The 26,717-nt window shown below is 67.0% G+C and carries 26 protein-coding genes; 13 read left to right on the top strand and 13 right to left on the bottom strand.

All coding sequences use genetic code 11. From position 1 onward, the window contains the following. Nucleotides 1–85 precede the first annotated feature (85 nt). Together DPQ64_RS18865 and DPQ64_RS13435 are read right to left on the bottom strand one after the other, a co-directional pair. The gene (locus tag DPQ64_RS18865) at nucleotides 86–1,783 is read right to left on the bottom strand and encodes a hypothetical protein (RefSeq protein WP_157971707.1); all 1,698 of its coding nucleotides are present in this window, start codon (nucleotides 1,781–1,783) and stop codon (nucleotides 86–88) included. A 363-nt stretch (nucleotides 1,784–2,146) separates the two neighbouring features. Beyond that, nucleotides 2,147–2,347, bottom strand: coding sequence for a DUF7835 family putative zinc beta-ribbon protein (locus DPQ64_RS13435; RefSeq protein WP_115864862.1), 201 nt, complete (start codon nucleotides 2,345–2,347; stop codon nucleotides 2,147–2,149). Nucleotides 2,348–2,804: 457 nt separating this feature from the next. On the opposite strand from DPQ64_RS13435, the gene DPQ64_RS13430 reads away from it, so the two are divergent. Both DPQ64_RS13430 and DPQ64_RS13425 read left to right on the top strand, forming a co-directional pair. Then, entirely contained in the window at nucleotides 2,805–3,341 is a 537-nt protein-coding gene (locus tag DPQ64_RS13430) for an HIT family protein (protein WP_115864832.1), read from the top strand. A gap of 54 nt (nucleotides 3,342–3,395) precedes the next feature. Next, entirely contained in the window at nucleotides 3,396–4,307 is a 912-nt protein-coding gene (locus DPQ64_RS13425) for a cation diffusion facilitator family transporter (protein WP_115864831.1), read from the top strand. 100 nt (nucleotides 4,308–4,407) lie between these two features. Here DPQ64_RS13425 and DPQ64_RS13420 read toward each other — a convergent pair whose 3' ends face one another. Continuing rightward, nucleotides 4,408–5,661 (bottom strand): tRNA (N(6)-L-threonylcarbamoyladenosine(37)-C(2))-methylthiotransferase, encoded by a 1,254-nt coding sequence (locus tag DPQ64_RS13420; RefSeq protein ID WP_115864830.1) that lies wholly within the window; start codon nucleotides 5,659–5,661, stop codon nucleotides 4,408–4,410. 547 nt (nucleotides 5,662–6,208) lie between these two features. Between DPQ64_RS13420 and DPQ64_RS13415 the strand changes: the two genes are divergently transcribed. Beyond that, nucleotides 6,209–6,979: a mechanosensitive ion channel family protein gene (locus DPQ64_RS13415; RefSeq protein ID WP_115864829.1), complete on the top strand. Its 771-nt coding sequence runs from the start codon at nucleotides 6,209–6,211 to the stop codon at nucleotides 6,977–6,979. Nucleotides 6,980–7,042: 63 nt separating this feature from the next. Here the strand turns inward: DPQ64_RS13415 and deoC are convergent, their stop codons facing one another. After that, nucleotides 7,043–7,783, bottom strand: coding sequence for a deoxyribose-phosphate aldolase (deoC, locus tag DPQ64_RS13410; protein WP_115864828.1), 741 nt, complete (start codon nucleotides 7,781–7,783; stop codon nucleotides 7,043–7,045). A gap of 148 nt (nucleotides 7,784–7,931) precedes the next feature. Next, nucleotides 7,932–8,225: a hypothetical protein gene (locus DPQ64_RS13405; RefSeq protein ID WP_157971706.1), complete on the bottom strand. Its 294-nt coding sequence runs from the start codon at nucleotides 8,223–8,225 to the stop codon at nucleotides 7,932–7,934. A 158-nt stretch (nucleotides 8,226–8,383) separates the two neighbouring features. Between DPQ64_RS13405 and DPQ64_RS13400 the strand changes: the two genes are divergently transcribed. From DPQ64_RS13400 to DPQ64_RS13380, 3 genes are all read left to right on the top strand, one after another. Then, the gene (locus tag DPQ64_RS13400) at nucleotides 8,384–8,719 is read left to right on the top strand and encodes a transcriptional repressor (RefSeq protein ID WP_115864826.1); all 336 of its coding nucleotides are present in this window, start codon (nucleotides 8,384–8,386) and stop codon (nucleotides 8,717–8,719) included. A 96-nt stretch (nucleotides 8,720–8,815) separates the two neighbouring features. Continuing rightward, a complete protein-coding gene (locus DPQ64_RS13395; RefSeq protein ID WP_115864825.1) occupies nucleotides 8,816–10,168 on the top strand; it encodes a tRNA pseudouridine(54/55) synthase Pus10 in 1,353 nt (450 codons plus the stop codon). Nucleotides 10,169–10,870: 702 nt separating this feature from the next. Further along, on the top strand, nucleotides 10,871–11,578 hold the full coding sequence (locus DPQ64_RS13380; protein ID WP_157971705.1) for a DUF2270 domain-containing protein: 708 nt from the start codon (nucleotides 10,871–10,873) through the stop codon (nucleotides 11,576–11,578). Nucleotides 11,579–11,642: 64 nt separating this feature from the next. Here DPQ64_RS13380 and DPQ64_RS13375 read toward each other — a convergent pair whose 3' ends face one another. After that, nucleotides 11,643–13,085 (bottom strand): MATE family efflux transporter, encoded by a 1,443-nt coding sequence (locus tag DPQ64_RS13375; protein ID WP_115864823.1) that lies wholly within the window; start codon nucleotides 13,083–13,085, stop codon nucleotides 11,643–11,645. 387 nt (nucleotides 13,086–13,472) lie between these two features. On the opposite strand from DPQ64_RS13375, the gene rnhB reads away from it, so the two are divergent. Further along, nucleotides 13,473–14,168 (top strand): ribonuclease HII, encoded by a 696-nt coding sequence (gene rnhB, locus DPQ64_RS13370; protein ID WP_115864822.1) that lies wholly within the window; start codon nucleotides 13,473–13,475, stop codon nucleotides 14,166–14,168. A 366-nt stretch (nucleotides 14,169–14,534) separates the two neighbouring features. On the opposite strand, the gene DPQ64_RS13365 is transcribed toward rnhB, so the two are convergent. The 3 genes from DPQ64_RS13365 to secF are packed head-to-tail and all read right to left on the bottom strand — an operon-like array spanning nucleotide 14,535 to nucleotide 17,339. Next, nucleotides 14,535–14,831 carry a hypothetical protein gene (locus tag DPQ64_RS13365; RefSeq protein WP_115864821.1) on the bottom strand — a complete coding sequence of 99 codons (297 nt, stop codon included), beginning with the start codon at nucleotides 14,829–14,831 and terminating at the stop codon, nucleotides 14,535–14,537. 43 nt (nucleotides 14,832–14,874) lie between these two features. Then, the gene (locus DPQ64_RS13360; RefSeq protein WP_115864820.1) at nucleotides 14,875–16,461 is read right to left on the bottom strand and encodes a preprotein translocase subunit SecD; all 1,587 of its coding nucleotides are present in this window, start codon (nucleotides 16,459–16,461) and stop codon (nucleotides 14,875–14,877) included. Beyond that, a complete protein-coding gene (secF, locus tag DPQ64_RS13355; protein WP_115864819.1) occupies nucleotides 16,458–17,339 on the bottom strand; it encodes a protein translocase subunit SecF in 882 nt (293 codons plus the stop codon). Before secF ends, DPQ64_RS13360 begins: the two co-directional genes overlap by 4 nt. Before the next feature lie 168 nt (nucleotides 17,340–17,507). On the opposite strand from secF, the gene DPQ64_RS13350 reads away from it, so the two are divergent. Then, on the top strand, nucleotides 17,508–17,864 hold the full coding sequence (locus tag DPQ64_RS13350; RefSeq protein WP_115864818.1) for a hypothetical protein: 357 nt from the start codon (nucleotides 17,508–17,510) through the stop codon (nucleotides 17,862–17,864). A gap of 260 nt (nucleotides 17,865–18,124) precedes the next feature. Here the strand turns inward: DPQ64_RS13350 and DPQ64_RS13345 are convergent, their stop codons facing one another. After that, nucleotides 18,125–18,652 carry a DUF5812 family protein gene (locus DPQ64_RS13345; protein WP_232820580.1) on the bottom strand — a complete coding sequence of 176 codons (528 nt, stop codon included), beginning with the start codon at nucleotides 18,650–18,652 and terminating at the stop codon, nucleotides 18,125–18,127. A 109-nt stretch (nucleotides 18,653–18,761) separates the two neighbouring features. Further along, nucleotides 18,762–19,316, bottom strand: a complete 555-nt coding sequence (locus DPQ64_RS13340; RefSeq protein ID WP_115864817.1) for a hypothetical protein — start codon at nucleotides 19,314–19,316, stop codon at nucleotides 18,762–18,764. A 448-nt stretch (nucleotides 19,317–19,764) separates the two neighbouring features. On the opposite strand from DPQ64_RS13340, the gene DPQ64_RS13335 reads away from it, so the two are divergent. The 4 genes from DPQ64_RS13335 to DPQ64_RS13320 all read left to right on the top strand — a co-directional run bounded on the left by DPQ64_RS13335 (nucleotide 19,765) and on the right by DPQ64_RS13320 (nucleotide 23,491). Next, nucleotides 19,765–21,057, top strand: coding sequence for a glucose-6-phosphate isomerase (locus DPQ64_RS13335; protein WP_115864816.1), 1,293 nt, complete (start codon nucleotides 19,765–19,767; stop codon nucleotides 21,055–21,057). A gap of 209 nt (nucleotides 21,058–21,266) precedes the next feature. Further along, entirely contained in the window at nucleotides 21,267–21,974 is a 708-nt protein-coding gene (locus DPQ64_RS13330) for a BGTF surface domain-containing protein (RefSeq protein WP_157971704.1), read from the top strand. A gap of 46 nt (nucleotides 21,975–22,020) precedes the next feature. Beyond that, the gene (locus DPQ64_RS13325; protein ID WP_115864814.1) at nucleotides 22,021–23,226 is read left to right on the top strand and encodes a CPBP family intramembrane glutamic endopeptidase; all 1,206 of its coding nucleotides are present in this window, start codon (nucleotides 22,021–22,023) and stop codon (nucleotides 23,224–23,226) included. A 115-nt stretch (nucleotides 23,227–23,341) separates the two neighbouring features. Continuing rightward, the gene (locus tag DPQ64_RS13320) at nucleotides 23,342–23,491 is read left to right on the top strand and encodes a CopG family transcriptional regulator (RefSeq protein WP_115864813.1); all 150 of its coding nucleotides are present in this window, start codon (nucleotides 23,342–23,344) and stop codon (nucleotides 23,489–23,491) included. A gap of 422 nt (nucleotides 23,492–23,913) precedes the next feature. Here DPQ64_RS13320 and DPQ64_RS13310 read toward each other — a convergent pair whose 3' ends face one another. Next, entirely contained in the window at nucleotides 23,914–24,378 is a 465-nt protein-coding gene (locus DPQ64_RS13310; protein WP_115864812.1) for an NOB1 family endonuclease, read from the bottom strand. An 18-nt stretch (nucleotides 24,379–24,396) separates the two neighbouring features. Next, nucleotides 24,397–24,642 carry a PRC-barrel domain-containing protein gene (locus DPQ64_RS13305; RefSeq protein ID WP_115864811.1) on the bottom strand — a complete coding sequence of 82 codons (246 nt, stop codon included), beginning with the start codon at nucleotides 24,640–24,642 and terminating at the stop codon, nucleotides 24,397–24,399. A gap of 180 nt (nucleotides 24,643–24,822) precedes the next feature. On the opposite strand from DPQ64_RS13305, the gene infB reads away from it, so the two are divergent. After that, complete coding sequence (infB, locus tag DPQ64_RS13300) at nucleotides 24,823–26,625, top strand: translation initiation factor IF-2 (RefSeq protein WP_115864810.1); 1,803 nt, start codon at nucleotides 24,823–24,825, stop codon at nucleotides 26,623–26,625. Nucleotides 26,626–26,717: the final 92 nt, after the last annotated feature.

Here is a 26,717-nt window from a genome sequence, read left to right as displayed (position 1 = left end):
CAGTAGCGACTCGCCGAACCCCAGTAGCGACTCGCGGCTGCTGGCAGCGCCCTCCAAAAAAGAGTCGAACCGAACCCAAGCGGCGTTACTCGGCCGCCGTGGTCGTCTCCTCCTCGTCCGCGTCGGCAGCGTCTTCTTCGTCGTCGTCAGCAGCGTCGTCCTCCACGGTGGTCTCCATGCCGTCCTCGACAGTGGTCTCCATGCCGTCCTCGACCGTCGTTTCGGAATCGCCCTCTGCGGTCGTCTCTTCGCCGCCGTCAGCGGCAGTCGTCGTCTCCTCGTCCTGGACGTTCATCTCCCCGTCGTCGGTCTCCTCGCCTTGAGAGATGTTGAGCTGGGCGGTCTGGTTCGCGCCCTGCGTGTAGACGCCGTGCTCGTAGGTCCCCGACGGGAACTGGCCGAGGCTGACGTTGAGCGTCACCGTCTCGGACCCGCCGGCGGACACCTGCACGAGTTCCGTGTCGATGACGTTGCCCGCGATGCGGTACGACACCCGCTGGACGCCCTGACTGTTACCGACGTTCGCGACCGTCGCCTCGACGGTGTACTCGTCGCCGGTCTGAACATCCGAAGGTGCCGAGATGCTGTGGATCGCGATGAGCGCGACCCCGCCGCTCTCGACGTTGACCGAAGTGCCGGGCTGAGCGGCCGCGGTCACGCGGTCGACGCTCGCGCTGCCGACGGAGACGCTCTCGACGACGGTGTCGTCACCGTCGGCCGTCTCCTGCTCGTCGTCCTCTTCGGTCGTGGTCTCGTCCTGGAACGCGGCTTCGTCTTCGGTCGTGGTCTCCTCGTCCGCACCCATGCCGTCGTCTTCCGCGGTGGTTTCTTCCTCATCCGCGCCGAGGCCGTCGTCTTCCTCGGTCGTGGTCTCTTCGTCCGTACCCATGCCCTCGTCTTCCTCGGTCGTCGTCTCCTCAGCCATCTGCTCGGTCGTCGTCTCCTCGTCAGCGCCGTCGTCCGCTTCCGTCGTGGTCTCCTCGGCCGGGCTGAACTGGACGTTGGTCACGACGAGCGTTCCGATATTCAGCTGCTGGACGCTCACGGTCTGGATGGTCGCGCTCTCGATGGTGACCTCGTCGGGGGTCTCCCCGTCAGCGGCCGGAGTGGTCGTCTCCTGACCGTCGGCCATCGTGGTCTCCTGACCGTCGGCCTCCTCGGTCGTCGTCTCCTGCGCGTCCTCCTCTGCGTCCGCTTCGTCTTCCTCGGTCGTCGTTTCCTCCTGGAACGCGGCTTCGTCTTCGGTCGTGGTCTCCTCGTCCGCACCCATGCCCTCGTCTTCTTCGGTGGTCGTCTCCTCCTCGGTCACCTGCTCGGTCGTCTCCGCAGCAGCGCCGTCACCGGCCGTCTGGACGTTCACCCGGTCGACGGTCAGCTGGGAGACGTTCATCTCCTCGATGGTCAGGTCCTGCACCGTCGCGGACTCGACCGACGCGTCGTCGCTCATCGCACCCGCGAGGTTCTGCTGGTCCGTCTCGAGGTTCTCCATCGAGACGTTGTCCAGCGAGAGGTTCCCCAGCGCGACGTTGCGCAGCGTCGCGTTCTCCAGCGTCTCGTTCTTGTTCGTCAGCTCGACCGTGTCGACGTTCATCTGCTCGATCGTCGCGTTCTCGACAGTGACGTTCTCCACGTGGAGCTGCTCGACTGTCACGTCCTGCAGTGTCACACCCTCTGCCCCCGCATCAGCGGGCGTAGACGGCGACGTGTCGCCGAAGGCCACCAGCGGAACGCTGGCGAGCAAAAGGGCGACGACCATCACCGCTACGCCGGTTTCTCGTTGCATATGCGTCACAACACGTCGCTGGAGTCGGCAATAAACGGGACCAACCGTTTCGTTCCGTTTGGGCTTTCGACGGCGTATTACCGGCATTACCGCCGACTTATGCGGTCGGTACGGCCGCCCTAATCGTTGGCTGATATGTGTGGCGTGCGAGGAAGGGAGTAGCCGTTCGACCGACGCTCCGTCGCGAAACGGACGTGAGAACGACGGGAGCGGGGCGTCGGTCGGCGGGGTCGCACGGCCGGAGATTGATCGGAGCGGTTGACTGACAGGGCCAGTTGGAGGGTCGGGCCGAAGCGTCGGAGGGCGACGCTCCCCGCACTCACCCCGAGGTGGCGGGCCGAAGCGGACGGACCGTCGGCGGCCTCACGCGTTGTTCATCCGCTGGGTCGCGGTCGACCCGCAGATCTGACACTCGGCGACGCGGTAGGGCTCTCGGGAGAACTCGGCGTTCTCGCGCTTCTTGCTCTCGGTCCGGATCTGGACGGTCACCTCGTGTGGCGTCTCGCGCTCGCACTCGGTGCAGGACTCGGTTATCGCCTGGAAACTCTGGTTTTGTGTTGCCATCGTGACTTTCCTCTCGGTCTCTCCTTGGGTTGATAGGAGCATAAAAACCCCCTTCTGTTGGGCGGTGTTCGAACCGTTCATTCGATAGCCCGCTTGCGGTTTTCGGATAAGAGCAGTCGAGAAGCACCGAGATAGTTTACTATCCGCTTAGAAATAGTAATGAGACAAAAACACGCTGAAACGGCCGAAGATTTTAAATACCCGTTACTGTCACGCGAGCTATGGTACCGGGAGACCCCCGTGGTGAGTGTCGGAGGTCGGTAAATCAGCCTGTGACCGGCTGTTGCCCCGCACTGTCACGAAACTGAGCGCCGAGCGGCGTCGATCGACGGGATCGAACATCACATCTCCTGACAATATATTCGATCAGACAGTAATCGTTCGTCAGCGCGGAGGTAGAGCGGCGCGTCGGCCCGAACCGGGAATGGCTAAACCCCGCCGCGTCCATTGTGGCGACATGGACCAGATCTTCGCGCCGTGGCGCATCGACTGGGTCGAGCGCGACGACAAGAACCCGGACGTCGAGGAGTGCGTCTTCTGCGAACTCCCCGACCGCGACGCCGACCGCGAGCATCGCATCCTCGCCCGGAACGACCGCGCGGTCGTCATGCTGAACAACTCGCCGTACAATCCCGGCCACGCGATGGTGATTCCCGACGAGCACACCGGGGACTACCGCGACCTCGACGACGAGACGCTGCTCGACCACGCTCGGCTCAAGCAGCGCACCTTCGAAGCGCTCGACGACGCGCTCGACCCCGACGGCTTCAACGCGGGCTTGAACCTCGGCCGCGGCGCGGGCGGGTCCATCGGCGACCATCTCCACAGCCACGTCGTCCCACGATGGGAGGGCGACACCAACTTCATGCCCGTCGTCTCGGACACGAAGGTCGTCGTGGAGGCGCTCGACGAGACGTACGACCGCGTGCGCGAGGCGTTCGCCGAGCAAGCGGGCGTCGACGGCTCGGGGGACAGCGCGGTCCGAATCGCGTAGTCGTCCGCGCTGGCGAACGACAGGCCCTTAGTCCGGCGGTTCCAAAGCCAGACGATGAACCGAAGGGCGGCCGTCCGCAGGGTCGGTGCGCTCGTGCTGGCGGTCAACGTCCTGCTGGTCGTGGCGAAGGGCGGCGTCTGGTGGGCATCCGGCAGCCTCGCGGTGGGTTCGGAGGCCGTCAACAGCCTCGCGGACGTGGCCTACAGCGCGGTCGTGGTCGCGGGGCTCTACCTGACGACCAGACCGCCGGACTTCAGCCACCCGCACGGCCACGAGCGCATCGAGCCGTTCGTCTCGCTGTTCGTCGCGGTCGGAGTGTTCGTCGCGGGCGGTGCAGTCCTCTGGAGCGCTGCGACCAGCGTCCTGTCTGGCAACGTGGCGGTCACGACCGGCCCGGCCGCGCTCGCAGTGCTCGGCGGCACGGCGGTCGTGAAGTTCGGCCTCTACCGGTACTGCATCCGAGTCGCCGAGCGCGAGCGCTCGCCCGCGGTCCGGGCCGCCGCGCTCGACAACCGCATCGACGTGTTGACCGCGAGCGCCGCGCTGGTCGGCGTGGCGGGCGCGAACGCCGGGGTCCCCGTTCTCGACCCCGTGGCTGCTGGCGCGGTGTCGCTCGGCATCCTCTACACCGGTTACGAGATCGTCCAGGACAACGTCGACTATCTCGTCGGGAGCGCGCCGCCCGAGGACCTCCGGGCCGAGATCGTCCGCCGCGCGCTCACCCACCCGGACGTCGAGGGCGCGCACGACGTCATCGCCCACTACGTCGGCCCGGAGATCGACGTGAGCCTCCACGTCGAGGTCGAGGGCGACCGCACGCTCCGTGAGGCCCACGACATCGAGACGGCCGTGATCGAGTCCATCCGCGAACTGGACGAGGTCGACGACGTGTTCGTCCACGTCGATCCGAAGGAACTCGGCGAGTGGAAGGCCGACGAGACGGTCGACGAGCTCGTCGGGCGGTGAGAGCCGGGTATCCTAACGGTGGCGATAGAACGATGACGATAGGCGACGGTCGCGTGCGCGCTGACGCGCCGCGTCCGCGCGCACGCGACCGTCGGGGACCTCACACCGGCTCGCCGAACGCGTACATCGTGCTGTGGCCGGTGATCTCCACGTCGACGAAGTCGCCGGGTTCGAGGCCGTGGTCGCTCGCGTTCTGGACGATGACCTGCCGGTAGGCCTCGTCGTAGCACTTCACGGAGTCGGCGGTACCCTGCTCGACGGCCAGCACCTCGTGGGTGTCGCCGACCATCGCGTCGTAGGCCTCGCCGACGACCTCGCGCTTGAGTGCCGACAGCTCCTTCGAGCGGTCCTTCTTGGTCTGGCCGCCCAGGCCCTTCAACTCGGCGGCGTCGGTGCCCGGTCGCTTCGAGAACCGCGTGACGTTGATCTTCTCCGGGCGGGTCTCGCGCAGGAGCGCCAGACTCTGGGCGTGGTCGGCCGCCTCCTCGGTCGGGAACCCCGCGATGAAGTCGGTCGAGAGCGTCCAGTAGTCCAGATACTCGTCGAACGTCTCGACGACCTCGACGTACTCCGAGACCTGATGCTGGCGGCGCATGTCGCCGAGCACGTCGTCGGATCCTGACTGGACCGGCGCGTGGATGAAGTTGTACAGCTCCTCGTTGTCGGCGAACACCGCGGCGAGTTCCTCGCGAATCCCGTGGACGCCCTTCGGGTTAGCCATCCCGACGCGCACGCGAAACTCGCCGTCGATCTCGGTGCAGATGCGCTCTAAGAGTTCGGGGAGCTTGCGCTCGCCGTCCTCCCAGCCGTAGACGCCCGTGTCCTGGCCCGTAATTCGGATCTCCGTCGCGCCCGCGTGGACGAGCGCTCGGGCCTTCTCGACGTTCTCGGAGACGGGCGGGGAGTCGATCTTACCGGTCGCCTGCTTGGTGATGCAGTACGAGCAGTCGGACATGCAGCCCCGCGCGATGGGCAGGATGCCGATGACGCCGTCGAGCACCGGCTCGGCGTCGGGCGTCGTGGTCGGGCACTCGCCGTTCGTCACGGCCTCGGGCACCTCGTCCCAGTGGAGCACGTCGGCGTTGACCTCGGCGTCCCGGAACTGCTCGCCCTGCGCGAGCGCCATGCAGCCCGTCACGATGAGGTCGGCGGTCTCGTCGTCTAACTCCTCGGCGCGCCGGAGCATGTTGCGCTCGGTCTTCTCGACCACGGTGCAGGTGTTGAGGATGGCCACGTCGGCCGCCTCGGGCCCCTCCACGCGACGGTGGCCCGCGTCGCGGAGCCGTCGCTCGATGCCGCGGCTCTCGCCACGGTTCGACGTGCAGCCGTAGGTTTCGATGTGATACCGGGCCATTCGCTGAGACCTACTTGCGGCTACGCGGGCAAAAACGCGACGGATTGGGGACAGCCGCGCGAAACTGCAGTGGGGCGAGTCCAGATGACGCGGCCGAGACGCAGTCAGCCTCAACGACTGTGTATCGGCGGTCGAAAGTCCCACCGCGATGAAACGTGGCGTTTCATCTCTCGGCACGCGGACCGGTTCGTCGGGCAGGTGCGCGGCCGCTGACGGCCGCGCACCTGCCGGACCGAAACCGTCCGTGGTCCGACCGGTCGGCCTGCCGCCAGCTCTGGAACCGAAGGTCCACACTGCGTCGGCGCGGCTGACGCGGTCAGCCGCGCTCGTCGATACGTTTCAGTCCGTGGTCCATTCCGTCCCGTTGCGGCTTGCCGTCACGTCGGCGACCAGCTCGTGGCTGGAGACCTACACGTCTGTCTCCGGACACTCGCGAGGGCCGTCGAGACGGCCGTTTCCCGGTGGAATCTACCGCAGCGGTACGCGGCCAACAACAAACTGTCCGCGGCGACTCCTACGAGTAGCCGGGTACCACCGGCGAGAAACCATGAACGAACACTTCGTACCACTACAGGCGGACGGATTCCTCGGAGACCTCCCGGACTGGCTGGGCAACGCGCTGTCGGAGATTGTAGCCGCGCTGCCGCGGTTGCTGGGCGCGATCGTCATCCTGCTCATCGGCTGGGCTATCGGGAAGGCGCTCGGCGGGGTCGTCTCCCGGATCGCCGACCGGGCCGGAATCGACCGGAGCGCGGGCGACACTCCCATCGGGCGGATGATGGGCGACTCGCCGAACGCGCTCTCGAACTTCCTCGGGACGGTGACCGCGTGGTTCGTCTACGCGCTCGCCATCCTCGCGGCCGCGAACACGCTCGCCATCCCCATCCTCTCGAACTGGATCGCCACGGCGGTGTCGTACCTGCCGGCGTTCGTCGCTGGGCTGCTCGTCATCATCGGCGGGTTCATCGTCGCGGACTTCATCGGCGACGCCATCGAGCGCACCCGCGCGGCCGCCGAGACGGCCTACGCGTCGTGGTTCGCCACCGGCGTCCGGATGTTCCTCTACTTCACCGCGGTCGTCATCGGCCTCGACACGATGGGTATCGACGTGGAGATCCTGTACGTCTTCGCGAACGCGCTCGCGTGGGGGCTCGCGCTCGGCGCCGGTGCCGCCATCGCCATCGCGTTCGGCTGGGGCGGCCACGACTACGTCGCCAACAACATGAACCGCTGGGCCGGCAACGCCCGGACTCAGGCGTCCAGCATGTCGACCCAGTCCGGCGACACCGGCGGCTCGCCGACTGGTGACGACGACTGATTCGGCCTGAAGAAGCCTGACTCGGTCGAGAAAAACCTCCCGCAGTCGGGAGACGCCCGTCAGTCAGTACACCCGGCGTCCCGCACGGACCGTGTCGCGCTTGGGCTCTTTGCCCTGCATTTCGCGGAACTGCTCCATTATCTTGACGCCACGCGATGCGCCGATGCGGTCCGCGCCGATGTCGAGAAACTGCTTGGCCATGCTGTAGCTGCCGATGCCGCCGCTCGCTTTGACCTTGATGTCGAAGGTGTTCATGAACCGCACGTCGAACAGGGTCGCGCCGCCGTCGGCGAACCCGGTCGAGGTCTTCACGAACTCGGCACCGGCCTCGACCGCGAGTTCGCAAGCGCGCTTCTTCTCGGTGTGCTTGAGGTTGGCCGTCTCGAGGATGACCTTCACCGGGAGCGGCGTCGCGTCGACCACGGCTTCGATGTCTTCGAGGACGAACTCCTCGTCGCCGCTCTTGAGACGGCCGGCGTTCATCACCATGTCGAGTTCGTCCGCGCCGTCCTCGTGGGCGAGTTCGGCTTCCCGGCGCTTGATCTCCGTGTGGTGGTGTCCGTGGGGGAACCCGATGACCGTTGCGAGAGTGACGTCGGAAGCGTCCCCCTCGGGACGGTCAGTCGAGGCGGCGTCAGCCGCCGAGCGCGCGTACTCGGCTGCGTCCGCGACGTAGCACGGCGGGATGCACGCGTTCATCCCGTAGTCGGCCGCTTCGTCCATCACCCGGCGGACGTTCTCCCAGCGCGTGGCGCCGCCGAGGATGGTATGGTCGATAGCGGCGGCGAGTTCAGCTTCGTCCATGTCCAACGAGAGACGCCGAGCCGGTAAAAATCCGATTATCCACGAGCGGGCAGTTTCCGATGATTCGGGTCTGGCGGTCCCAAACTCGGCTTCGCGCGCCGTCTTCTTCCACGCCACCGCGTCGTCCGACGGAGGGATCGTTCGCCAGTCACGGATCGAACCACGGTGGGTTCTCGCGCAGGTCCGCGACGTACGCCTGCGCGGCGGCCCGGTCGGTGAGCCAGATGCTCACACGCTCTGCGGTGACGAACTCGACCGGCGCACCGGAGGCTCCTGCGAGTTCCATGACGATTTCGGCGGCGAGTTCGCGCTCACGCGTCGAGAACCACGCTTGGACCTCGGAGACGGTGACGGAGTTAGGGCACGCGGCATCGGACTGCAAGAGCATATCGAGCAGGTCAATCGTCAGATGAGTCCGCGTCCTTGGATTTCGCCCGTCCATCAGGTCACTTTCGTCCCGTTCTGATTGATAAACCTTCGCGGCCAAACGCGACGTCGTTGCACTGGTGCAACCGATCATTGCACCAGTACAAGAGTTCGTTGCATCAGTGCAAGAGTTTATGACGGAAGACGACTAATTACGGAACACGGAGTCCACCGATGAGCGAACATACCGAACGTCTCGACGCGAATGGCAGTTACGCCGACGCGTCGACTTTCGTCCGCCTGCTCGAGACATCGAGCCGCGTCCGCATCCTCGACGTATTCCTCCGGAAGCATTACACCGAACTCACCGCCGCGAAGGCGGCCGATCTCGCGGGAATCGACGTAAGTACGTTCCACCGGAACGTCGACGTCTTCGAGGAGATGGGCGTCATAGAGGAGGCCGAGGAGGTCGCGGGGGCGAAACGCTACCGCTTGAACGAGGAGAGCCCGGTCGCGAAAGCGTTCGGGAAGGCCCAACACGAACTGCTCGACCACAGCAAGACGGTGTAGCCGGTCCCGTTCGGAAATCGAAAGTCTTCATCTCGGAGAGAGACGGACGAGCTCGAATGAGAAACCCGTTTACCGACCGAACCCCACGATTCGGACATGACCATCCTCGACGACGCCCGCCGGGTAGCCGAGAACGGCCCGGTGTGTGACGCCTGTCTCGGCCGGTGTTTCGCCGACCGGAGCTTCGGGCTGACGAACGAAGAGCGAGGGCGCTCGCTCCGGACCGCGGTCGCCCTCGAGGACGACGAACCGTACGACCCCGAAAACGGGAACGAGGACGCCCAGTGTTGGGTGTGCGAGGGCGAGAGCCAGCGCTTCGACGAGTGGGCCGAGCGGGTCGTCGACGCCCTCGACGGCTGGAAGTTCGACACGTATCAGGTCGGGACGCGGACGCCGCCGCTGATCGAGGAGAACGAGGCGCTGCTCCGCGAATCGGCGGGCCTCCCCGACGACGCGGGCGAGTCGTTCAAGTCGGAGTTCAACCGCGAGGTGGGCAAGCGCGTGGGCCGGTTGACGGGAGCCGAAGTCGACTTCGAGCGCCCCGACGTGCTGGCGCTGCTCAACGTCGAGGCCGCGCCACGGGCCGACGAGGACGGCGACATCTCCGACCACGCGGTCGAGGTGCAGATCAACTCCGCGTTCGTCTACGGCCGGTACAAGAAACTGGAGCGCGACATTCCCCAGACCGAGTGGCCCTGCCGGGAGTGTGGCGGCTCTGGCAAACAGCTCGCCGACGGCGGCGGCGAGGAGCCCTGCGACCACTGCGGCGGGTCGGGCTACCTCTACGAAGAGAGCGTCGAGGAACTGACCACTCCGCCGGTCCTCGCGGCGATGGACGGCGACGAAGCGCTGTTCCACGGCGCGGGCCGCGAGGACGTGGACGCGCTCATGCTCGGGACCGGGCGACCGTTCGTCATCGAGGTCAAGCGCCCCCGGCAGCGCGACGTGGACGCCGAAGCCCTGCAGGCGGAGATCAACGAGTTCGCCGACGGGAACGCCGAGGTGACCGACCTCGCGCCCGCGACCCACGAGATGGTCGAGCGCGTGAAGGAACTCGACGCGAGCAAGACCTACCGCATGGACGTGGCGTTCGACGCGGACGTGACCGAGCAGGCCCTGCAGGAGGCGGTCGAGGAACTCCGGGGCACCACGGTCGAGCAGGAGACGCCCCAGCGCGTCGACCACCGCCGCGCGAGCATGACCCGGACCCGGACCGTGTACGACGCCGAGGCCGAACTCCTCGACGCCCGCCACGCCGAACTCGAAGTTCACGGCGAGGGCGGCCTCTACGTCAAGGAACTCGTCTCCAGCGACGACGGCCGAACGGTCCCGAGTCTCGCGGGACTGCTCGGCGTCGGCGCGGAGGTCACGGCGCTCGACGTGCTGGCGGTCGAGGGCGAAGACGAGCCGTTCGCCGATCCGGAGTATCTGGCGGAGGCCGAGGAGTAACCTGCGGAGACTGCTGTTGTGGTGGCGGTTTTCGTTGCAGTGGCGGTTGCGGTCGCGGTTTTCGTTGCGGTGGCGGTTGCGGTCGCGGCTGCTGTTTCGGATGCGGTCGCGGGTGCGGTACTCATAGGTTCAAGAATAGTAGCGGTTGCTGTTGCGGATGCAGTAGCTGTTGCGGATGCAGTAGCTGTTGCGGATGCAGTAGCTGTTGCTGAAGCTGTCGCTGTCACGGTGGCGGGTGCGGTTGCGGTACTCCGAGGCTCAAGTTAAAGAGCGGTCGCTGTCGCGGTTGCTGTTCTCACTTGTTCAAGCAGAGAGGCGGTCGCGGCGGCGGTAGTCGCAGTTGAAGTTACACGTGCGCAACCGAGAGCCACTATCGCAACAACAACCGCGACCGCAGTTCGGCTTGAGCATAGGAATACCGCAACCGCATCCCCATCGACCGCTACCGCACCCCTACCGACCGCAACCGCTACGACCGCTACTGCCACAGCAACAGGGACAGCACTTCTGCTTGAGCGTCGGAGTACCGCAGCCGCCTCCGGGACCGCCACAGCAACTGCGGCCGCAACTATCGTTGAGCAAATGAGAACCTCATCCGCCTCTGCATCCGCGACCGCCTCCGCAACCGCGACCGCCTCCGCAACCGCGACCGCCTTCGCAACCGCCACAACTCGTAGGATGCTGAACCGCGTTTCTCCGAATATGGGGGATTCGAGCAGCGAAGGGGCCGGAGAGACGCCCGAGGAGAACGTCGGCGAGGAGATCGCGGCCGACCCCGGCGACATGGTCGGACTGCTCGGACATCTCTACCGCGGGCAGATGGATCGCGTAACCTCGTGGCGGAGCCGGCTCGACCAGACTACCTACTGGGCGGTGACCATTATGGCCGCCATCCTGACGTGGGCGTTCTCCAGCCGGAACAACCCCCACTACCTGCTGCTCATCGGCATGGGAATCCTCGTCGTCTTCCTGTTCGTCGAGACCCGACGGTACCGAGCCTACGACGTGTGGCGCGAGCGCATCCGACTGCTGGAACAGGACCTGTTCGCCCAGATGCTCGACCCCGACGAGGAGGTGACTCACGGCGAGTGGCGCCGGCGAATCGGCAACGATCTGCGCAACCCCGCGGTGAAGGTGACGCTGTTCACCGCGTTCTCCCGGCGGCTGAGCCGGGTGTACTACCCCTTCCTGCTCGTCCTGCTCGCGGCGTGGGTGGTCCGCATCACCGCGTTCGCGCCCGACGAGCCGTGGCGGACCACCGCGGCGATACCGGGCGTGTCCGGCGTCGTGGTCGTGGGTAGCGTGGCCGCGGTCTACCTCGCGCTGACGGCCGTCTCGGTGTACTACCTGTTCTGGGAACCCAGCGGCGAGTTCCACGAACGCGAGCGGGCCGACCCGTGGGACGAGTGAGCGCTGTCACGCTTTCGGCCCGCTTAGCCGAAGGTCACTCGTCAGCCGAGGTCCCGGCCGAAAATCAATCGTCGGCGGGAGTCCCCGGCAGGAACTCCCGGCTGATGGCCTTCCACTTGCCGGTCGAGAACCGGTAGTAGTTGATCGCGGCCGGAATCGACGACTCGGCGAGGAACGAGAGATACAGTCCCGCGAGGCCGAGCGACGTGGTCGCGCCGAGGTACGCCACCGGAATCGCGGCACCGAACATGCCCAGCGCCTGACTGTAGAACGGCCAGCGGGTGTCGCCGCTGGCGTCGAGCGGGCCCGCGGCCGCGGCCTTCACGGCCTGCGGGATGACCGCGACACAGGCCGCGTAGACCAGCGCCACCGCGACCGGAACCGAGGGGTCGCTCGGGTCGCCGACGAACAGATGGACGATCGGCTTGGCGAAGATGGCGACGACGAGCGCCGCGAGCACGTAGGTCGCGATAGAGAAGCGCACGATGTCCCGACCGTAGGCCTCGGCCTCGCGCTCGTCGCCGTCGCCCAGTTCCTGGCCGACGAGGCTGCTGGACGCCAGCCCGAATCCCCAGCCGGGCGTGTTCATCAGTCCAAGAATCCGGCGCGCGATGACGTACGCGGCGACTACGCTCGAGCCGAACAGCCCGACGATGGCGAGCATCGGGAACTTGGCGAGCGTCCACACGCCGTTGCGCCCCACGACCGGCGCGCCGATGCGAACCAGGTCGGCCAACGTCGCGCGGTCGAGATACGAGCCGAACGGGTCGATCTGCACGGGGAGTTCCCCGACGCCGGGAAGCCGGCCGGCGACGAGACCGCCGACGAACGTCGCGGTCACGAGGACGTTCGACAGCACGGTCCCGACGGCGGCTCCCGTAACGCCGAGACCGAGGCCGAAGATGAGGATCGCGCTGAACGCGATGTTCGCGACCGCGCCCCCGCCACGGACGACCATCGGCGTCCACGCGTCGTCGGCACCGATGTAGACCCGACTCCCCACGAGGTTGAGCCCCGCGAACGGGACGCCGAGCGCGAGTACCTCGAGGTAGGCCGCGCCGAGTTCGATCTCTCGCAGGTCGTTGGTCATGACCCCGACGAGTTCGGCCGGGAAGAGCCAGAAGGCGGCCGCGACCGGGAGCGAGATGGCGACGACGAGCGCGGTGCTGGCCCGGACCGCCTGCCCGAGTTCGTCGAACGCCTCCGCGCCGTAGCGCTGGGAGACCAGCGCGATGGTGCCGCCCGCGATACCGCCGCCGAGGGTGAACGCCAGTCCCCAGTACGGGCTGGCGAACCCGACCCCGGCGATGGCGACCGGGCCGACCGCGAGCCCGACAAGCGCCACGTCCACGGCGCTTTTCGACATGCGTGCGAGGCCCGTGACGATGCGGGGCCACGCGAGGTCCGTGGTCCGGCGCACGCGCTCGCCGGAGATGAGACCGGCGTGAGCCAGCGCCTGCCCGACGGCGAGCAGGACGAACCGGACCGGATTCGGAAGTCGGACCACGTTGGTAACCTATTTCGAATCGAAACTAAAACGGTTTCCATCTGTGACGAATCGGGGTCGTCGAGCGCGTCGTGCCGGCCTTCAGATGGTCGCGGAGTCGGAAATTCGGTTTCCACCGGCACGCGCTAACTCGATTTTCTTTCCCGCGCGCGCTGCGAGAGGGAGGAACGACCGAACGAAGTGAGGGAGTGACGAGGCTGGGGAGGCGTGAGGCCCGCTGTTGCGGTGCAGTGCGGTTGCAGGGCGGGGCGGTCGCGGTGGCTCCTGTGCGCAAGCAGTAGCGAGCGTACGACGACTGCATCGACCAGAATCACGATCACGAACAGCAGACCACCCACACGTTCTCAATCGGTCAAAATCGGGCTCGCGCGACGAACGGAAACAGCCATGAGAACCCACCGTGTGGATGCAGCCGTGTTCGGAGTGGACGAAGCGGGCAAGGGGCCGGTGCTGGGGTCGATGTTCGCGGCCGCGGTCCGGGTCGCGGACCCAGCAACCCTCCCCGCAGGCATCGACGACTCGAAGAACGTCGCGCCAGCGCGACGGACCGAACTGGCCGCGGCACTTCGCGAGGACGACCGGGTGACGGTCGGCGTCGCCGAGATTCCGGTCGCGCGCATCGACGGCGACAGCGACATGAACAGCCTGACGGTGGCGGCCCACGCCGAAGCGCTCTCGGAAGTCGTCGAGTCCGAGGAGTGCGGCGTGGAGGGGTTGGTCGACGCCGGTGACACCAGCGAATCGCGGTTCGCCCGCCGGGTCGCCGACCGGGCGTCCGCGGCGGTGGATCTGACCGCCGAACACGGTGCCGACGAGGCGTACGCGGTCGTCGGCGCGGCCAGCGTCGTGGCGAAGGTCGCTCGCGACGCCCACGTCGAGTCGCTCGCCGAGGAGTATCGCGAGCGATACGGCGAGGCGTTCGGCGACCTCGGGTCGGGGTACCCCAGCGACCCGAACACCCGCGAGTTCCTCGAATCGTTCGTGGCCGAGTTCGGGGAACTCCCCGACTGCGCGCGTCGGAGCTGGTCGACCTGCGACGACGTGCTGGCCGCACAGGAACAGTCGGGGCTGGGCGATTTCTAGCGAACTAACCGAGTTTCAGTGGGCTAACCGGGTTTTAACTCCCTGTAGCCGTGGCAGGGTCGGAATCGGTGCGTCGGTCGTCAGTCCGACCCCGAGGAGGAACCCGGCCGTGACAGCGGTTCGACGCGGAAGCCGTCGAACGCTACCTGTTCCGCCACGATGGCTGAGGAAGGTCAGAACGCCGGTGGCCGAGATAACGCGCGGCCAGAACTGGGTATCGGACGGCTCGAATCGCTTTCACGTCGGTACCATGCGTCCTACATCGTGATACCGGACATAAAACCGCGAGGGGATATGGAGGTCGAAAACGTGACTGCGGCCCATCGCGGGCGGTCGAGCGGATACGTGCCGATTTTCGAGAATATGTTACGACGAAAGCCCGCTCTCGGGGCGATACGGCGGCAGGTCCCACTTCAGCAGGAGCGTCCGAATCGCCGCCGCGAACATCGCAACGCCGAGAACGACGAATCCGACTGCAACGGCCCCGCGACCGTTGACGCCCGACGTGACGAGGAAGACGCCCCAGAACAGGCCGAGCACCGCGATCAGCGTCCAGAACAGGCGCACGCCGAGGCGTTCGAGTTCCGCGCGGACGGCCCGTCGGACCACGCGCTCTAACCGCTCGTCGGAGGGGTCGGAAGGATCAGGGAGGTCGGAGGTCATGGTCGAACGTATTCGGCGTCGTACAAGAAGGTTCGGTCCCCGCCTACTTGTCCGTCAGCAGGCTCCGCAGGATGTCGCCGTACGCCGGGCGCGTGATTAGCACGCCGACGAGCACGCCGAGGATGGTGATGATGGCGAACCCTTGGAGGTCGCCGAGCGACAGCACCGCCAGCGGGCTCATGGCGATGATGGTCGTGGCGGCGGCCGCGCCGATGACCCAGAACGCCTTGCGGAAGCGGCTCTGGAACACCCGCGAGGAGTTGACCTCGCCCTCCGACATCACCTCGTCGGCGATGATGATGAGGTCGTCGACCCCGGTCCCGATGACCGCGATGAACCCGGCGATGTGGCTCAGGTCCATCGGGAGCCGGATGGCCGCGGCGAACCCGAGCAGGATCAACACCTCCGAGAGCGCCGTGACCAGCATCGGAGCCGCGACCTTGGGGTCGCCGTAGCGCAGGAACACCACGACGGTGACCGCCACGGCCGCGATGAGGCCCGTGATCAGCGAGTAGAGCTTGAACTCCTCGGCGAGGCTGGGTGCGAGGTAGTACGCGGTCCCCTCGTCCATGTTCAGCGAGGCGGGCAGCGCACCCGCTTGCAGGTGGATCTGGAGCTCACGCGCCTGCGACATATTCGTCGTCGTCATGAAGAAGTTGTTGACGGAGTCGCCTCTGGCGGCGGCGTTCCGGAGCGACTCGGCGAGACCGTCGCTCATATCCGCCGAGTAGACGACGTCACCGTCGACCACGGTCTGCAGGCAGTACCCGGGGTTGTCGGCGGTCCGGCGGCAGGCGTAGATGCCCTCGCTGCTCGTGAAGCCGTACTCGTTCATCGCCCGCGTGTACTCCTGGGCGGCCTCGTCGTTCAGGGTCAGCGGGACGTGAGGTCCCGTGCCTCTGGTATCCTGGGCGGTCCCGACGCTCCGGAAGTCACCCTGCGTGAGCAGGGGCACCCGTCTGTACTCGGTTCCGTTGGCCGACTGGTTGTCGGACGGGAACGTCGCGACGACCTGGACCTGCCCGCGCTCGGTCACGAGGGTCTCGACTTCCGACTGGTTGACGTTGGGCATCTCGATGACGACGAAGTCCCCGCCGTTCGCGGTACTCACCTGCTGGACCTGCCCGCCCGAGAGCCCGGCCCGCGATATCTTGTCCTTGAGGATTCGCACGATGTCGGTGCGGGTCTGGTCCGTGACGCCGGGCCGAACGGTCTCGTACTCGTAGCCGGCCGCGTCGAGCGCCGCCCCGAGTTCGTCGGCGGTGACGTTCTCGCTGAACGCCTCGACCGTCGTCGACGTGTTGGTGAACCGGACGTTCACGTCGCCGAGATCGGCAGCCGAGAGGTTGCCGGCCACCTGTCGCTGGACGGCGTCGGCCTGGGTCCCCTGCGGTATCTGGACGCCCTCGGCAGTCACGCCGTTCACGGGCGCACGCATCCGAGTCCCGCCGGAGAGTTCGAGGCCGTACTGGAGGTTCGTCGGGCCGCCACCGCCCTGTTCGACGGCAGAGGCGTTCGCACCGGCGTCGGGAGCGCCGCCGCCGACGCCCGGCGCGAACAGCGCGAACACGCTGGCGAAGATGAACAGTGCGAGCAGGACCAGCCGCCAGTTGTCGCGCAAGTCGATCATCGCGCTACCCCCTCGAACTTGTACCAGCGAAGCAGGCTGAGGTTGAGCATGTACGTGTTCATCAGGTCGGTCGCGAGGCCGAGCACGAGGATGATGCCGATGGAGGTCAGCAGTTCGATCTGGAAGAGGAACGCGACGAACGCCATCACGGCCATCGCCGACAGCGACGTGACCGTCATCGTCACGCCGGTCCGCATCGCGCGGTGAGTGCTCTCGTAGAAGCTGCCGCCCCGGCGGAGGATGTGGTTGTTCAGCAGGATGTCGGAGTCGACGGAGTACCCGATGAGCATCAACAGCGCGGCGACCGTGCCCAGCGACAGCGGGATGCCGAGCAGGTTCATCAGCGCGAGCGGGATCACGATGTCGCTGAACGCGGAGATGACGATGGCGAGGGAGGGGACGAACGTTCGGAACAGCACGAACACGAGCAGGCTCATCCCGACGAACGCGATCCCGAGCCCGAGCAGCGCCGTCCGCTGGGCCTCGCTACCGAAGCTCGCGGACGTCTCCTGATTCGACTGGACGACGTCGCTCGCCGACTGGCCCGCGACCGGGGCGAGATTGTTCCGCGCCTGTTGGCCGACGTCTTCGGCCTCCGGCGGGAACGTCACGATGTACGTGTCGGCGCTCGTCCGAACGGCCGTCACCGACGCCTCGGCGTCGAACTGGTCGGGGATTTCGGCCGCGGGCGTCGACGTCTGAACGCGTAACTCGGTACCACCTGTGAACTCCGTGCCGAGCTGTACCGGCGCACCGGTGGCGACGTACCACCCGGCGAGGACCAACAGTGCGACGGCGAGCAGGGCGAGAGGAATCGCCGCCAACTGCCGGTTGGTGTACTGGGTGTAGTCCACCTCCGGCACTTCGAACGCTACCATATTGGTGTGGATTGTGTCTCGGCCGTGAATAAGTGTTCTTATCCAGTTTCGAGCCAGCAGACCGTGCGTTCGGCAGACGGAAGCGTCGTGCGGTCGCGGACGGCTGGTCAAAAACTCAACTCGCGAACGCCGGAAAGACTCAAACCCGTCGCGTGCGTACGCCAGCGCATGGCTTCGAATCACGCCGAACGCGACGCCGACGCGGACCTCACGCCGGCCGGCCGGGTCGTCGTCTCCTACCCGGAGGACCTCAGCGACTGGGGCCGCTTCCAGGTCGAGAAACCGTCGTTCCGGGCGTACCTCCGGAAGACGCGGACCGACCGCGTCCGGCAGGGCGACGAGTGGGAGGAGTTCGTCGGCGTGGGCTGTTGCGGGAGCACGTTGGACGTTCCGCTCCGCATCGAGCGCATCGAAGGCGGCGACACCTTCGGTCCCGATACCGAGGTCGCGTTCGAGGTGCGCGAGGCCTGCGGGATGCAGGGCGGCTGGAACGTCCAGAGCCAGGGCGGGCCGAACGAGGTGTAGCTTCTTCGCGCTAGTTCGGGCTCGATATTCGTGTCGGACGGGCCGTCTTTCCACTTTGGCGTGAGCTATCTTCCGCGTTCCACCCCGGCGCGTGCGGGCGTGGCCCTCGTGGTCGCGCCCAACCGCGCGTTGCTCGCCAAGACACCGCTCGCTCGTCGCGGCGCTTCGCGCCGCGTACTGCTCGCGCGCGAATCAAAAACTAGGTTTCTGCAGGAGACGACTCAGGGCAGGAGAGAACAGCGGTAGGATGAACTCGTATTTCAGGGCATGTAGCGAACGCTCACCACCCCGTCCTCCGACCGAACTTCGACGCGGGAGACGCCGAGGCGCGCGGCCCGCGAGAGGGTGCCTTCGTCGTCGAGCACGTCCGCGACAGCCTCGTCGGTGTCGGCAGGCGGCACGGTCAGGACGTGGATCTCGCCGGTTCCAGCGCGCTCCTCGCGGGCGATCTCGCCCACGTCCTGTTCGGCGACGAGTTCGCGCTCCTGCTTCGTCGGCGGTTCCTCGCTGTGCTCTGTCGAGAGTTCGCGGCGCGCGTCGACCTCGACCACCGACCACGTGACGTTCATCGGCGGGTCCGGCGCGACGGTCGCCTCCACGGCGTCGGCCTCCTCGACGCCGGGATTGCCCGAGAGCGTGTGGACCTGCCCGTCGTGGACGTCCTTCAGGACCGCCGAATCGGCCTCGGCGTGGGTGACGAGGAACGTGCTCGACTTCTCGTCGGCGTCGGGGTCGAGGTCGGATTCGGAGTCGGATTCCGATCCGGGATCGGATTCGGGGTCAGCCATACGACGGCGTAGGACGGCCGGGCTTTTGCCGGTTGCGCTCGCGCGCCGACGGCGGCGCTCTCGGCGCGCGAGCGCAACCGGCCTATCGACAACTCGCTGGTTGGGCCGCTCACCGCCCGACGAACCGATAGACGACGCCGACGAGGGCGGCTGCGAGCACCGGTGGTGCGATAGCGAACATCGGCGACAGCCCGTAGAGGAACTCTACCGCGGGCGCGATCGCGGCGGGCGGCGTCTCGCGCTGGGCCGGCGGCGCGGAGACGAGCAAGGAGACGTACAGCGACAGCACGAACAGGTAGCCCGAGAGCCCCAGCAGCAGGTCGACCCGGGCGCTTGCGGTCCCGCGGGCGTGCCGACGCGCGGACGCGAGCACGGGCGCGACGAGCGCGACGAGCAGCAGGACGCCACCGACGACGAGGAACGTCCGCGAAAACGTGGCGAACTCGGAGCCGCCGAGGGTGTTGAAGATCCACACCGGGAGCGCGAGCAGCAGGAGGAGCCCGAGAAGCGCTCCGACGAGCGCGCTCACGACGACGTACGATCGGAGGAGCCACGAGTCCGAGTCGGCGAACGCCCGACGGAACGCCCCGACGACGACACTCCGGGACGCGCCGCTTTCGGTCGTCGAACTGTCGCGCTCGCCCGCGGTCTCCGCGTCGGCCATCGCTCCGAGAGTTGGAGTGGCGAGGTGAAAAGGGGTGCGATGCGCTCACGGAAGGTTTCAGAGATTCCACAACAGTCACGAATGATCGAGGAAAGCTACAAGCAAGGGTAGAGGAGCATGAGAGCCAACTCTCGGTAGGGACCGAGCGAGAAATAGGAGATTCCAGAGGGAGTCACTCGTAGGATTCGAGACGTCGTTGAAGGCCGTCTAGCCACGGAAGAGGACCTCGCAGACGTTCTAGAATTTTGATTTCGGGCGTCGGAGAGTAGTCGTGAACGAACCATCATCTGCAACCTAATTTCGGGACAGACGATACGTCCCTGTAGACCGACTGCAGTCGTTCCAACGGAAATGAAGACAGTACTGCAGCGATACGTCGAGAAGGAGACGGCAGGGGTCGAACACACCCATTTTTGTTGCGCCCGGTCGCGCGTACGAACAGACTACTATGCGCGTAGACCTCGGTAACGCACTCTCGAACGTGGGCGACCCCGGCATCTCCCGCACGGAGCTCGACGACCTCGACGAGCGAGTCGCCGACGCCCACGAGCGAATCCAGCGCGGGCGAGCGGAATCGGAACACGGCTACGCCGCGCTGAACCTGCCCGACACCGTCGATGTCGACGCGATCCGGCGAGCGGTCGAACCGTTCGCGGACGCGGAGGCCGTCCTGACCGTCGGTATCGGCGGGTCGGCGCTCGGCGCGGCCACCCTCGCGAGCGCCCTGCCCTCGGACACCCCGGCGTACTTCCTCGACAACGTCGACCCCGAGCAGGTCACACATCTGCTCGACTCCCTCCCGCTCGAATCGACCGCAGTCAACGTCGTCTCGCGGTCGGGCACCACGGCCGAGACGCTCGCGAACTTCCTCGTGGTCCGCGAGGCGATGGCGTCGGCCGGCGTCGACTGGACCGACCGGACCTTCGTCACCACGGGCGAGGAGGGGAACCTCCGCGAGTTGGCCGACTCCGAGGGCCTGCCCGCGCTCGACGTGCCCGCGGGCGTGCCCGGTCGCTTCTCGGTGCTCTCGACCGTCGGGCTCGCGTGTGCAGCGATCCAGGGCCACGATCTCGACGAGATCCTGGCAGGGGCCCGCGACGAGGCAGACCGACTCGCGGGCTCGCTGTACGAGAGCCCGGCGTACGCCTACGGGGCGACGGCCTACGCGCTGGAAGAGCGCGGCGCGACCGTCAACGCGATGATGCCGTACGCCGAGTCGCTGGAGACGTTCGCCGAGTGGTTCGCGCAGCTCTGGGCCGAGAGTCTGGGGAAGGACGGCCGGGGCCAGACCCCCGCCAGGGCGCTCGGCGCGACCGACCAGCACTCCCAGCTCCAGCTCTACCGCGCCGGGCCGCGCGACAAGCTGGTCACGCTCGTCCGACCGACAGAGCGCGACGACCGGGCGATTCCGGAGACCGATCTGGAGGGGCTCTCGTACCTCGGCGGCTCCACCCTCGGGGAACTGCTCGACGCCGAGTTCGAGGCGACCGAGGCCAGCCTCGCGGCCGCGGGCCAGCCCAACGTCCGGATCGAGATCGACCGCGTGGACGAGCGCGGACTCGGCGAACTCCTCTACGGCATAGAGGCCGCCTGCGTGCTGTACGGCGAACTCGCCGAGATCTCGACGTTCACCCAGCCAGCGGTCGAGTGGGGCAAGAAGGCGGCGCGAGGGCTATTGGGTGGTGGGGACTTCGAGGAGGCCGACGCAGTGGCCGAGAAGACCACGCTGACCGTGGAGTAGCGAGCGGAACGCAGCGAGAGGCCTCGGCAGCGCCGACGAGAGCGGTCGATCACGACGACTGCTGTCGAAGAGACACAAAACTTTTTCCGGTCACCCGAGCAGTTCAATTCCGGTACATTCCAGTCATGTTCGAATCAGCCCTCCCTCGGCGGTGCTTCCACCGACGGATAGTACTCGCGTTTGCGCTGGCCGCGGTCGCGCTCTCGTGCGTGAGTACAAGCGCGGCCAGCCCGAGCGTGGCCACCGATACGACCGCCGCCACGCACGCCGGTGCGCCGGTCGGCACGCACGCCGAGAGTATCGACGCATCGGGAAGCCAACCCGCGGCTGAAATCGACCGCTCAGCCGCATCGACCGATACGGCCACGACGAGCAACGTCTCCGCGACAGTCGTCTACGAGGGCGACCGGCTCGGTCTCCGAGCCGCCCCGAATCAGACGATCCGACTTCGGACGAACGCGAGTCCAGGCACGACGTTCCAAATCGTGTTCCGGACGAACGGAAATTTCCACTCGCTCGCCGAGGCCACGGCGACGGAGGACGGTACCGCGGTAGCCAGTCTCGACCTCACCACCGTCGAAGCTGGAACCGACGTCCGAGTCGTCGTCCGCCACGAGCAAACCACGGTCGCGGAAGCGCCGGGCGTCGTGATCGACCCCGAATCCGGGACAGCGACTTCGGTCACGACGATTTCCGGGACCACGGCGCGGCCGACCACGACGACTCCGACCACGTACGACGAGTCCGAATTCTGGTCAACCACCACCACCGCAACTGCGACGACGACGCCAACGACGACCGCCGGGAGTCCGACGGAGGAGCAGGCTGACGGGGTCGGTATCCCCGGCTTCGGCGTTCCGGTCGCGCTCGTCGGACTGCTCGGCGTGCTCGCGCTCGCCCGCCGGAGAACGACGTGAACGCGCAAGCGCAGAGCCTTTAGCCGGGGCATCCCACAGTTCGGACATGGACGACGGTTCCACCGCGGGCGCAGCGAACGATTCCGCCGCGGCCGTAGACGACCGCTCTACCGCGGGCGTGGAGGACGGGGCCACCGCGGGCGGAAGCGACCGTTCCACCGCAGGCGCGGGCGTCGTGCTGGCTGGACTCGCACTCGTCGCGGCGGGGCTCCCGTGGGACGCCGCGGGGGTCGGCCCGGTCGAGAACGCGACCCTCGCGGTGCTGGCCGGCGTCGCTCTGCTGGGGTTCTCGTTGCGCCGCCACGGCGTGCTCGCCCGGGAATCGGGAGCGCTGGTCGCCGGAATCGCCAGCCTCGGCGTCGTCGGATACGTCGGCCTCGCCGCTTCGGGGGTCGCGAGCGCGAGCGCGCTCGGAGGCGACGGCGCGGCCGCGACCTCGCCGTGGGGCGTGGGGCTCGCGCTCGTCGGAGGCGTCGGCGGTGCGGTCGCGGCGTACGGCGACTGGCGGGGCCTCCCGGCTTCGTTCGGGGAGCAAGTCAGGGCTACGTCGTGGGGGCTCGCGGTCGGATTCCTCGGGCTGTTCGCTATCGCGGCGTGGGGAAGCCTCCTGGTGAGCGGGGTGGCCGGGGTCACGGGGACCGAGCCCGGCGCGATGGTCCAGCTCGCACTCAGTTCGGTCGCGCTCGGCCTCGGCACCGGCACCATCGCGCTGATCTACTTCCGGTGGGCCGACAGGACCGTCTCGTATCTCGACGTGAGCACGCCCGACCGGCGCGACGCGGGCTACGCGGTCGGCGGCGTCGCCGCACTACTGGGCCTGCAGGTTGCCGTCTCGGAGGTGTTCTCCCAGCTCGGCCTCTCGACGGCCGAGCACAGCGTCCAGCAGCAGGCCGCGAGCGGAAACGTCGAGATACTCCTGCTGCTCATCCCCCTTGCGTTCCTCGTCATCGGGCCGGGCGAGGAACTCCTGTACCGCAACATCATCCAGAAGGACCTGTACGGGACGTTCGGCGAGTGGGGCGCGGTGGCGGTCGGCAGCGGCGTGTTCGCGCTGGCCCACATCCCGGCGTACGCCGGGGGCGGCAGTCTCGCGTCCGTGCTCAACACGCTGGTAGTCATCTTCTTCCTCTCGGTCATCCTCGGTGCGGCGTACCTGAAGACCGAAAATCTGGTCGCGCCCGTCCTCATCCACGGAGCTTACGACGCCATCGTCTTCGGCCAGATGTACGTCCAGTTGACCGGCGGCGCGTGATGACGTATCAGACTGCGGAGATAGCCAGTTGGAGTTCAGATCCGTCGAGCGTCGGCCCAGCGTCCGCTCGGCGTCTGACGAAGATTTAACAGCTTCAACTACTTGTGAAAGTCGCATGGAGCGTCGTTACGCGATCACCTGCGACGAGGAGCTCGCGAGGCGCATCGAGACGCTCGCCCGCGAGTACGATCTGACCACGCAGGAGGTCCTCCACCAACTCGTCGCGCTCGGGCTCGAAGAAGTCGACGACTGCGAAACGGCGTGAATCGCCGGTCGTCGAGCGACGCGGTCGGTCCCGGCGAGTCGGTGACCTGCCGCGCCCCTCCGACGTTCTGGCGTCCGATATCCCTGATTCGACGTCCACCATTGCCGGGTCGGCGGGGGCGGGGGGGGGGGCCCGGGCCCCGGGGGCCCCCCCCCGCCCCCGGCGGCGCGGGGGGGGGGGGGGGGCCCCCCCGCCCCCCCCCCCCCCCCCCCCCCACCCCCCCCGACTGCGGACTGCCGACTGCCAACTGCCGACCACGGACCACGACCGCCGACTGCCAACTGTCGACCGCCGACCACGACCGCCGACCACGGCCGCCGACTGCGGACTGCCGACTGCAACCGCGACCGCTGGGCAGACCTGCCGGTAGTCGAGAGTGGAGTCCGGCAGTCGTTTCGAGGTGTCAGGCAGTCGTTTTCGCGTCAGGCGTTCGAGGGGTTCTTGCGAGTGAGTTCGCTGCCGCAGATGGGACACCGGTCCTTGTTCTCGTCGAACTCGCGGCCGCAGCCCTGACACTGGAACAGCCAGTCGCGCTGCTGTTCGATGCCCTCCTTGGCGATGACCTCGACGCTCACGTCGAGGTGCTCGGCCACGTTCTGCATCGCGTAGTCGTCGGTGACGAGCGTGGCGTCGAGTTCGAAGGCCGCGGCGATCAGCCGAAGGTCGGTCCGGGAGAGTTCCGCGAGGTCGCCGGTCTCGTCGGCGGCCCGGCGGACGCGCTCGACCGCACCGTCCTGCGGGATGTGGATGTGCATCCCCGAACCCTCCATCGCGTCGAAGCGGTACGCGCTCTCGTCTTCGAGCTCCTCGCGCACCATCGGGATGGTGGCAGTGTCCTCTGTCGTGTGGTACTCGTCGATGAACGCTGAGGCGTCGAGAACGTACATTTACTGTAGAAGGGGCATTTAGCGCTGGACGACGATGTAGTCTTTCACCGCCTGCACGCGTTTCACGGGGACCTCGAATCGACCCTGTTCGTCCGAGTCGAACTCCACCGCGTCTCTATTCAACTGTTCGTCCGGTTCGACGAGCAGGTCCGCGAGCTCGCCCGTCTTGAGGTCCATCGTGATGTTGTAGAGCATCCCGAGCTCCGTGCCGTCGGACCCCATGACGGCCTTCCCCGAGAGATTTTCGGCGAGGATTTCCGACATACGGGTGGTTACTGAGCGCTTCTACATAAAGGATACGGGGCGCGTCGGACGCGCGTCGGTCGTCAGGGCTCGCGCAGACGATGTCGTATCGGTCGGGCGTTCCACCGCAGCGGTGCGATGGAGTTAAATGCCGCGCCCGGCACTTCCCGAGTAAGAAACCTTCTTTCCGGGTGGTAGCCTATGTCAGACACCGACGCACGCGATAACGAACGAAGTCTGCGCACACCCATCGTCGCCGTCCTGGGTCACGTAGACCACGGCAAGACTAGCCTTCTCGACAAGATCCGGGGCTCGACCGTCATCGAGGGCGAGGCGGGCGCGATCACCCAGCACATCGGCGCGACCGCCATCCCGCTCGACGTGGTGTCGTCCGTGGCGGGGAGCCTCGTGAACCCCGACGATTTCGACCTGCCCGGCCTGCTGTTCATCGACACGCCGGGCCACCACTCGTTCACGACGTTGCGCTCGCGCGGGGGCGCGCTCGCGGACATCGCCATCCTCGTGGTGGACGTGAACGACGGCTTCCAGCCCCAGACGCTCGAAGCCATCGACATCCTCAAGCGGACCGAGACGCCGTTCGTGGTCGCCGCGAACAAGATCGACACCGTGCCGGGCTGGAAGCCCAACGAGAACGCGCCCATCCAGCAGACCTACGACGCCCAGAGCGACCGGGCGCGCTCGAAGCTCGACGAGCAGCTGTACGAGATCATCGGCGAGCTGAGCGACGAGGGGTTCTCCGCCGACATGTACTGGCGCGTCCAGGACTTCCGGGGCAACATCGGCGTGGTACCCGTCAGCGCCGAGACCGGCGAGGGCGTCCCGGACGTGCTGACCGTCCTGATGGGGCTGGCCCAGCGCTACCTCAAGGAGGACATGGCAATCGACGTGTCCGGGCCCGGCGCGGGCACGGTCCTCGAAGTCAAAGACGAGAAGGGGTTCGGGAAGACACTCGACGTGGTGCTGTACGACGGGACGGTCCGCGAGGACGAGACCATCGTCGTCGGCGCGAAGAACGACCCCATCGTGACCGACGTGCGCGCGCTGCTCAAACCTCGCGACCTCGCGGAGATCCGGACCGAAGACCGCTTCGAGAAGGTCGACGAGATCCGGGCCGCGGCCGGGGCCAAGATCGCCGCGCCCGACCTCGACGAGGCGATGGCGGGCGCGCCCGTTCGGGTGGTCCGTGACCGGGACCTCGACGACGTGATCGCGGAGGTCCGGGCCGAACTCTCCGAGATCGAGGTCGGCACGGCAGAGCAGGGCCTCGTCGTGAAGGCCGACACGCTCGGGAGCCTCGAAGCCATCGCCAGCGCGCTCGAAGAGGCCGAGATCCCCATCATGCGCGCAGAGGTCGGCGACGTGGCACCGCGGGACGTGAGCGTGGCTTCGACCGCTGAGGAGGACAAACACCGCACCATCCTCGCGTTCAACGTGGACGTGCTCGACGACGCCGAGCGACAGGCCGAGCAGGACGACGTGAACCTGTTCGAGAGCGACGTCATCTACCGGCTGGTCGAAGAGTACGAGGACCACGTCGAGGCCATCGAGCAGGCCCAGCAGGAGACCATCCTCGAGAACATCACCCGGCCCGCCCGGTTCCAGATTCTCCCGGACCACACCTTCCGACAGAACGACCCCGCGGTGGTCGGAGTCGAGGTCGTCTCGGGCACCATCAAGACGAACGCCAACGTCGCGAAGTTCGAGGGTGGCGAACCGAATCGTGTCGGTCAGGTCAAAGGCATTCAGGAGCAAGGCGAGGACGTCGACGAGGCCCGCCGGGGCAATCGCGTCAGCGTCGCCATCGACGGCCCGACCGTCGGCCGCCAGATCGAAGAGGGCGACGAGCTATGGATCGAGATTCCGGAGAAGCACGCGAAGATCCTGGAGCAGGAACTCTCCGAGGACATCCCGGTCGACGAGCTGGAGACGCTCAACATGTATCTCGACAAGCAGCGCAAGCGCGACCCGTTCTGGGGGAAGTAGGCCTTTTGAGGGCAGTCGCGGATGGCCACGGTCAGTCCGCCAGCCAGTCCGGGCGACAACGAACGCTCCACCAGTCGATTGGGCGGCCGCGG

Origin of the sequence: Halorussus litoreus (genome assembly GCF_003382685.1) — an archaeon.
Lineage (GTDB): Archaea > Halobacteriota > Halobacteria > Halobacteriales > Haladaptataceae > Halorussus > Halorussus litoreus.
The sequence above is the reverse complement of the archived record's forward strand: the minus strand, read 5'-3'. Positions and strand labels throughout refer to the sequence as shown.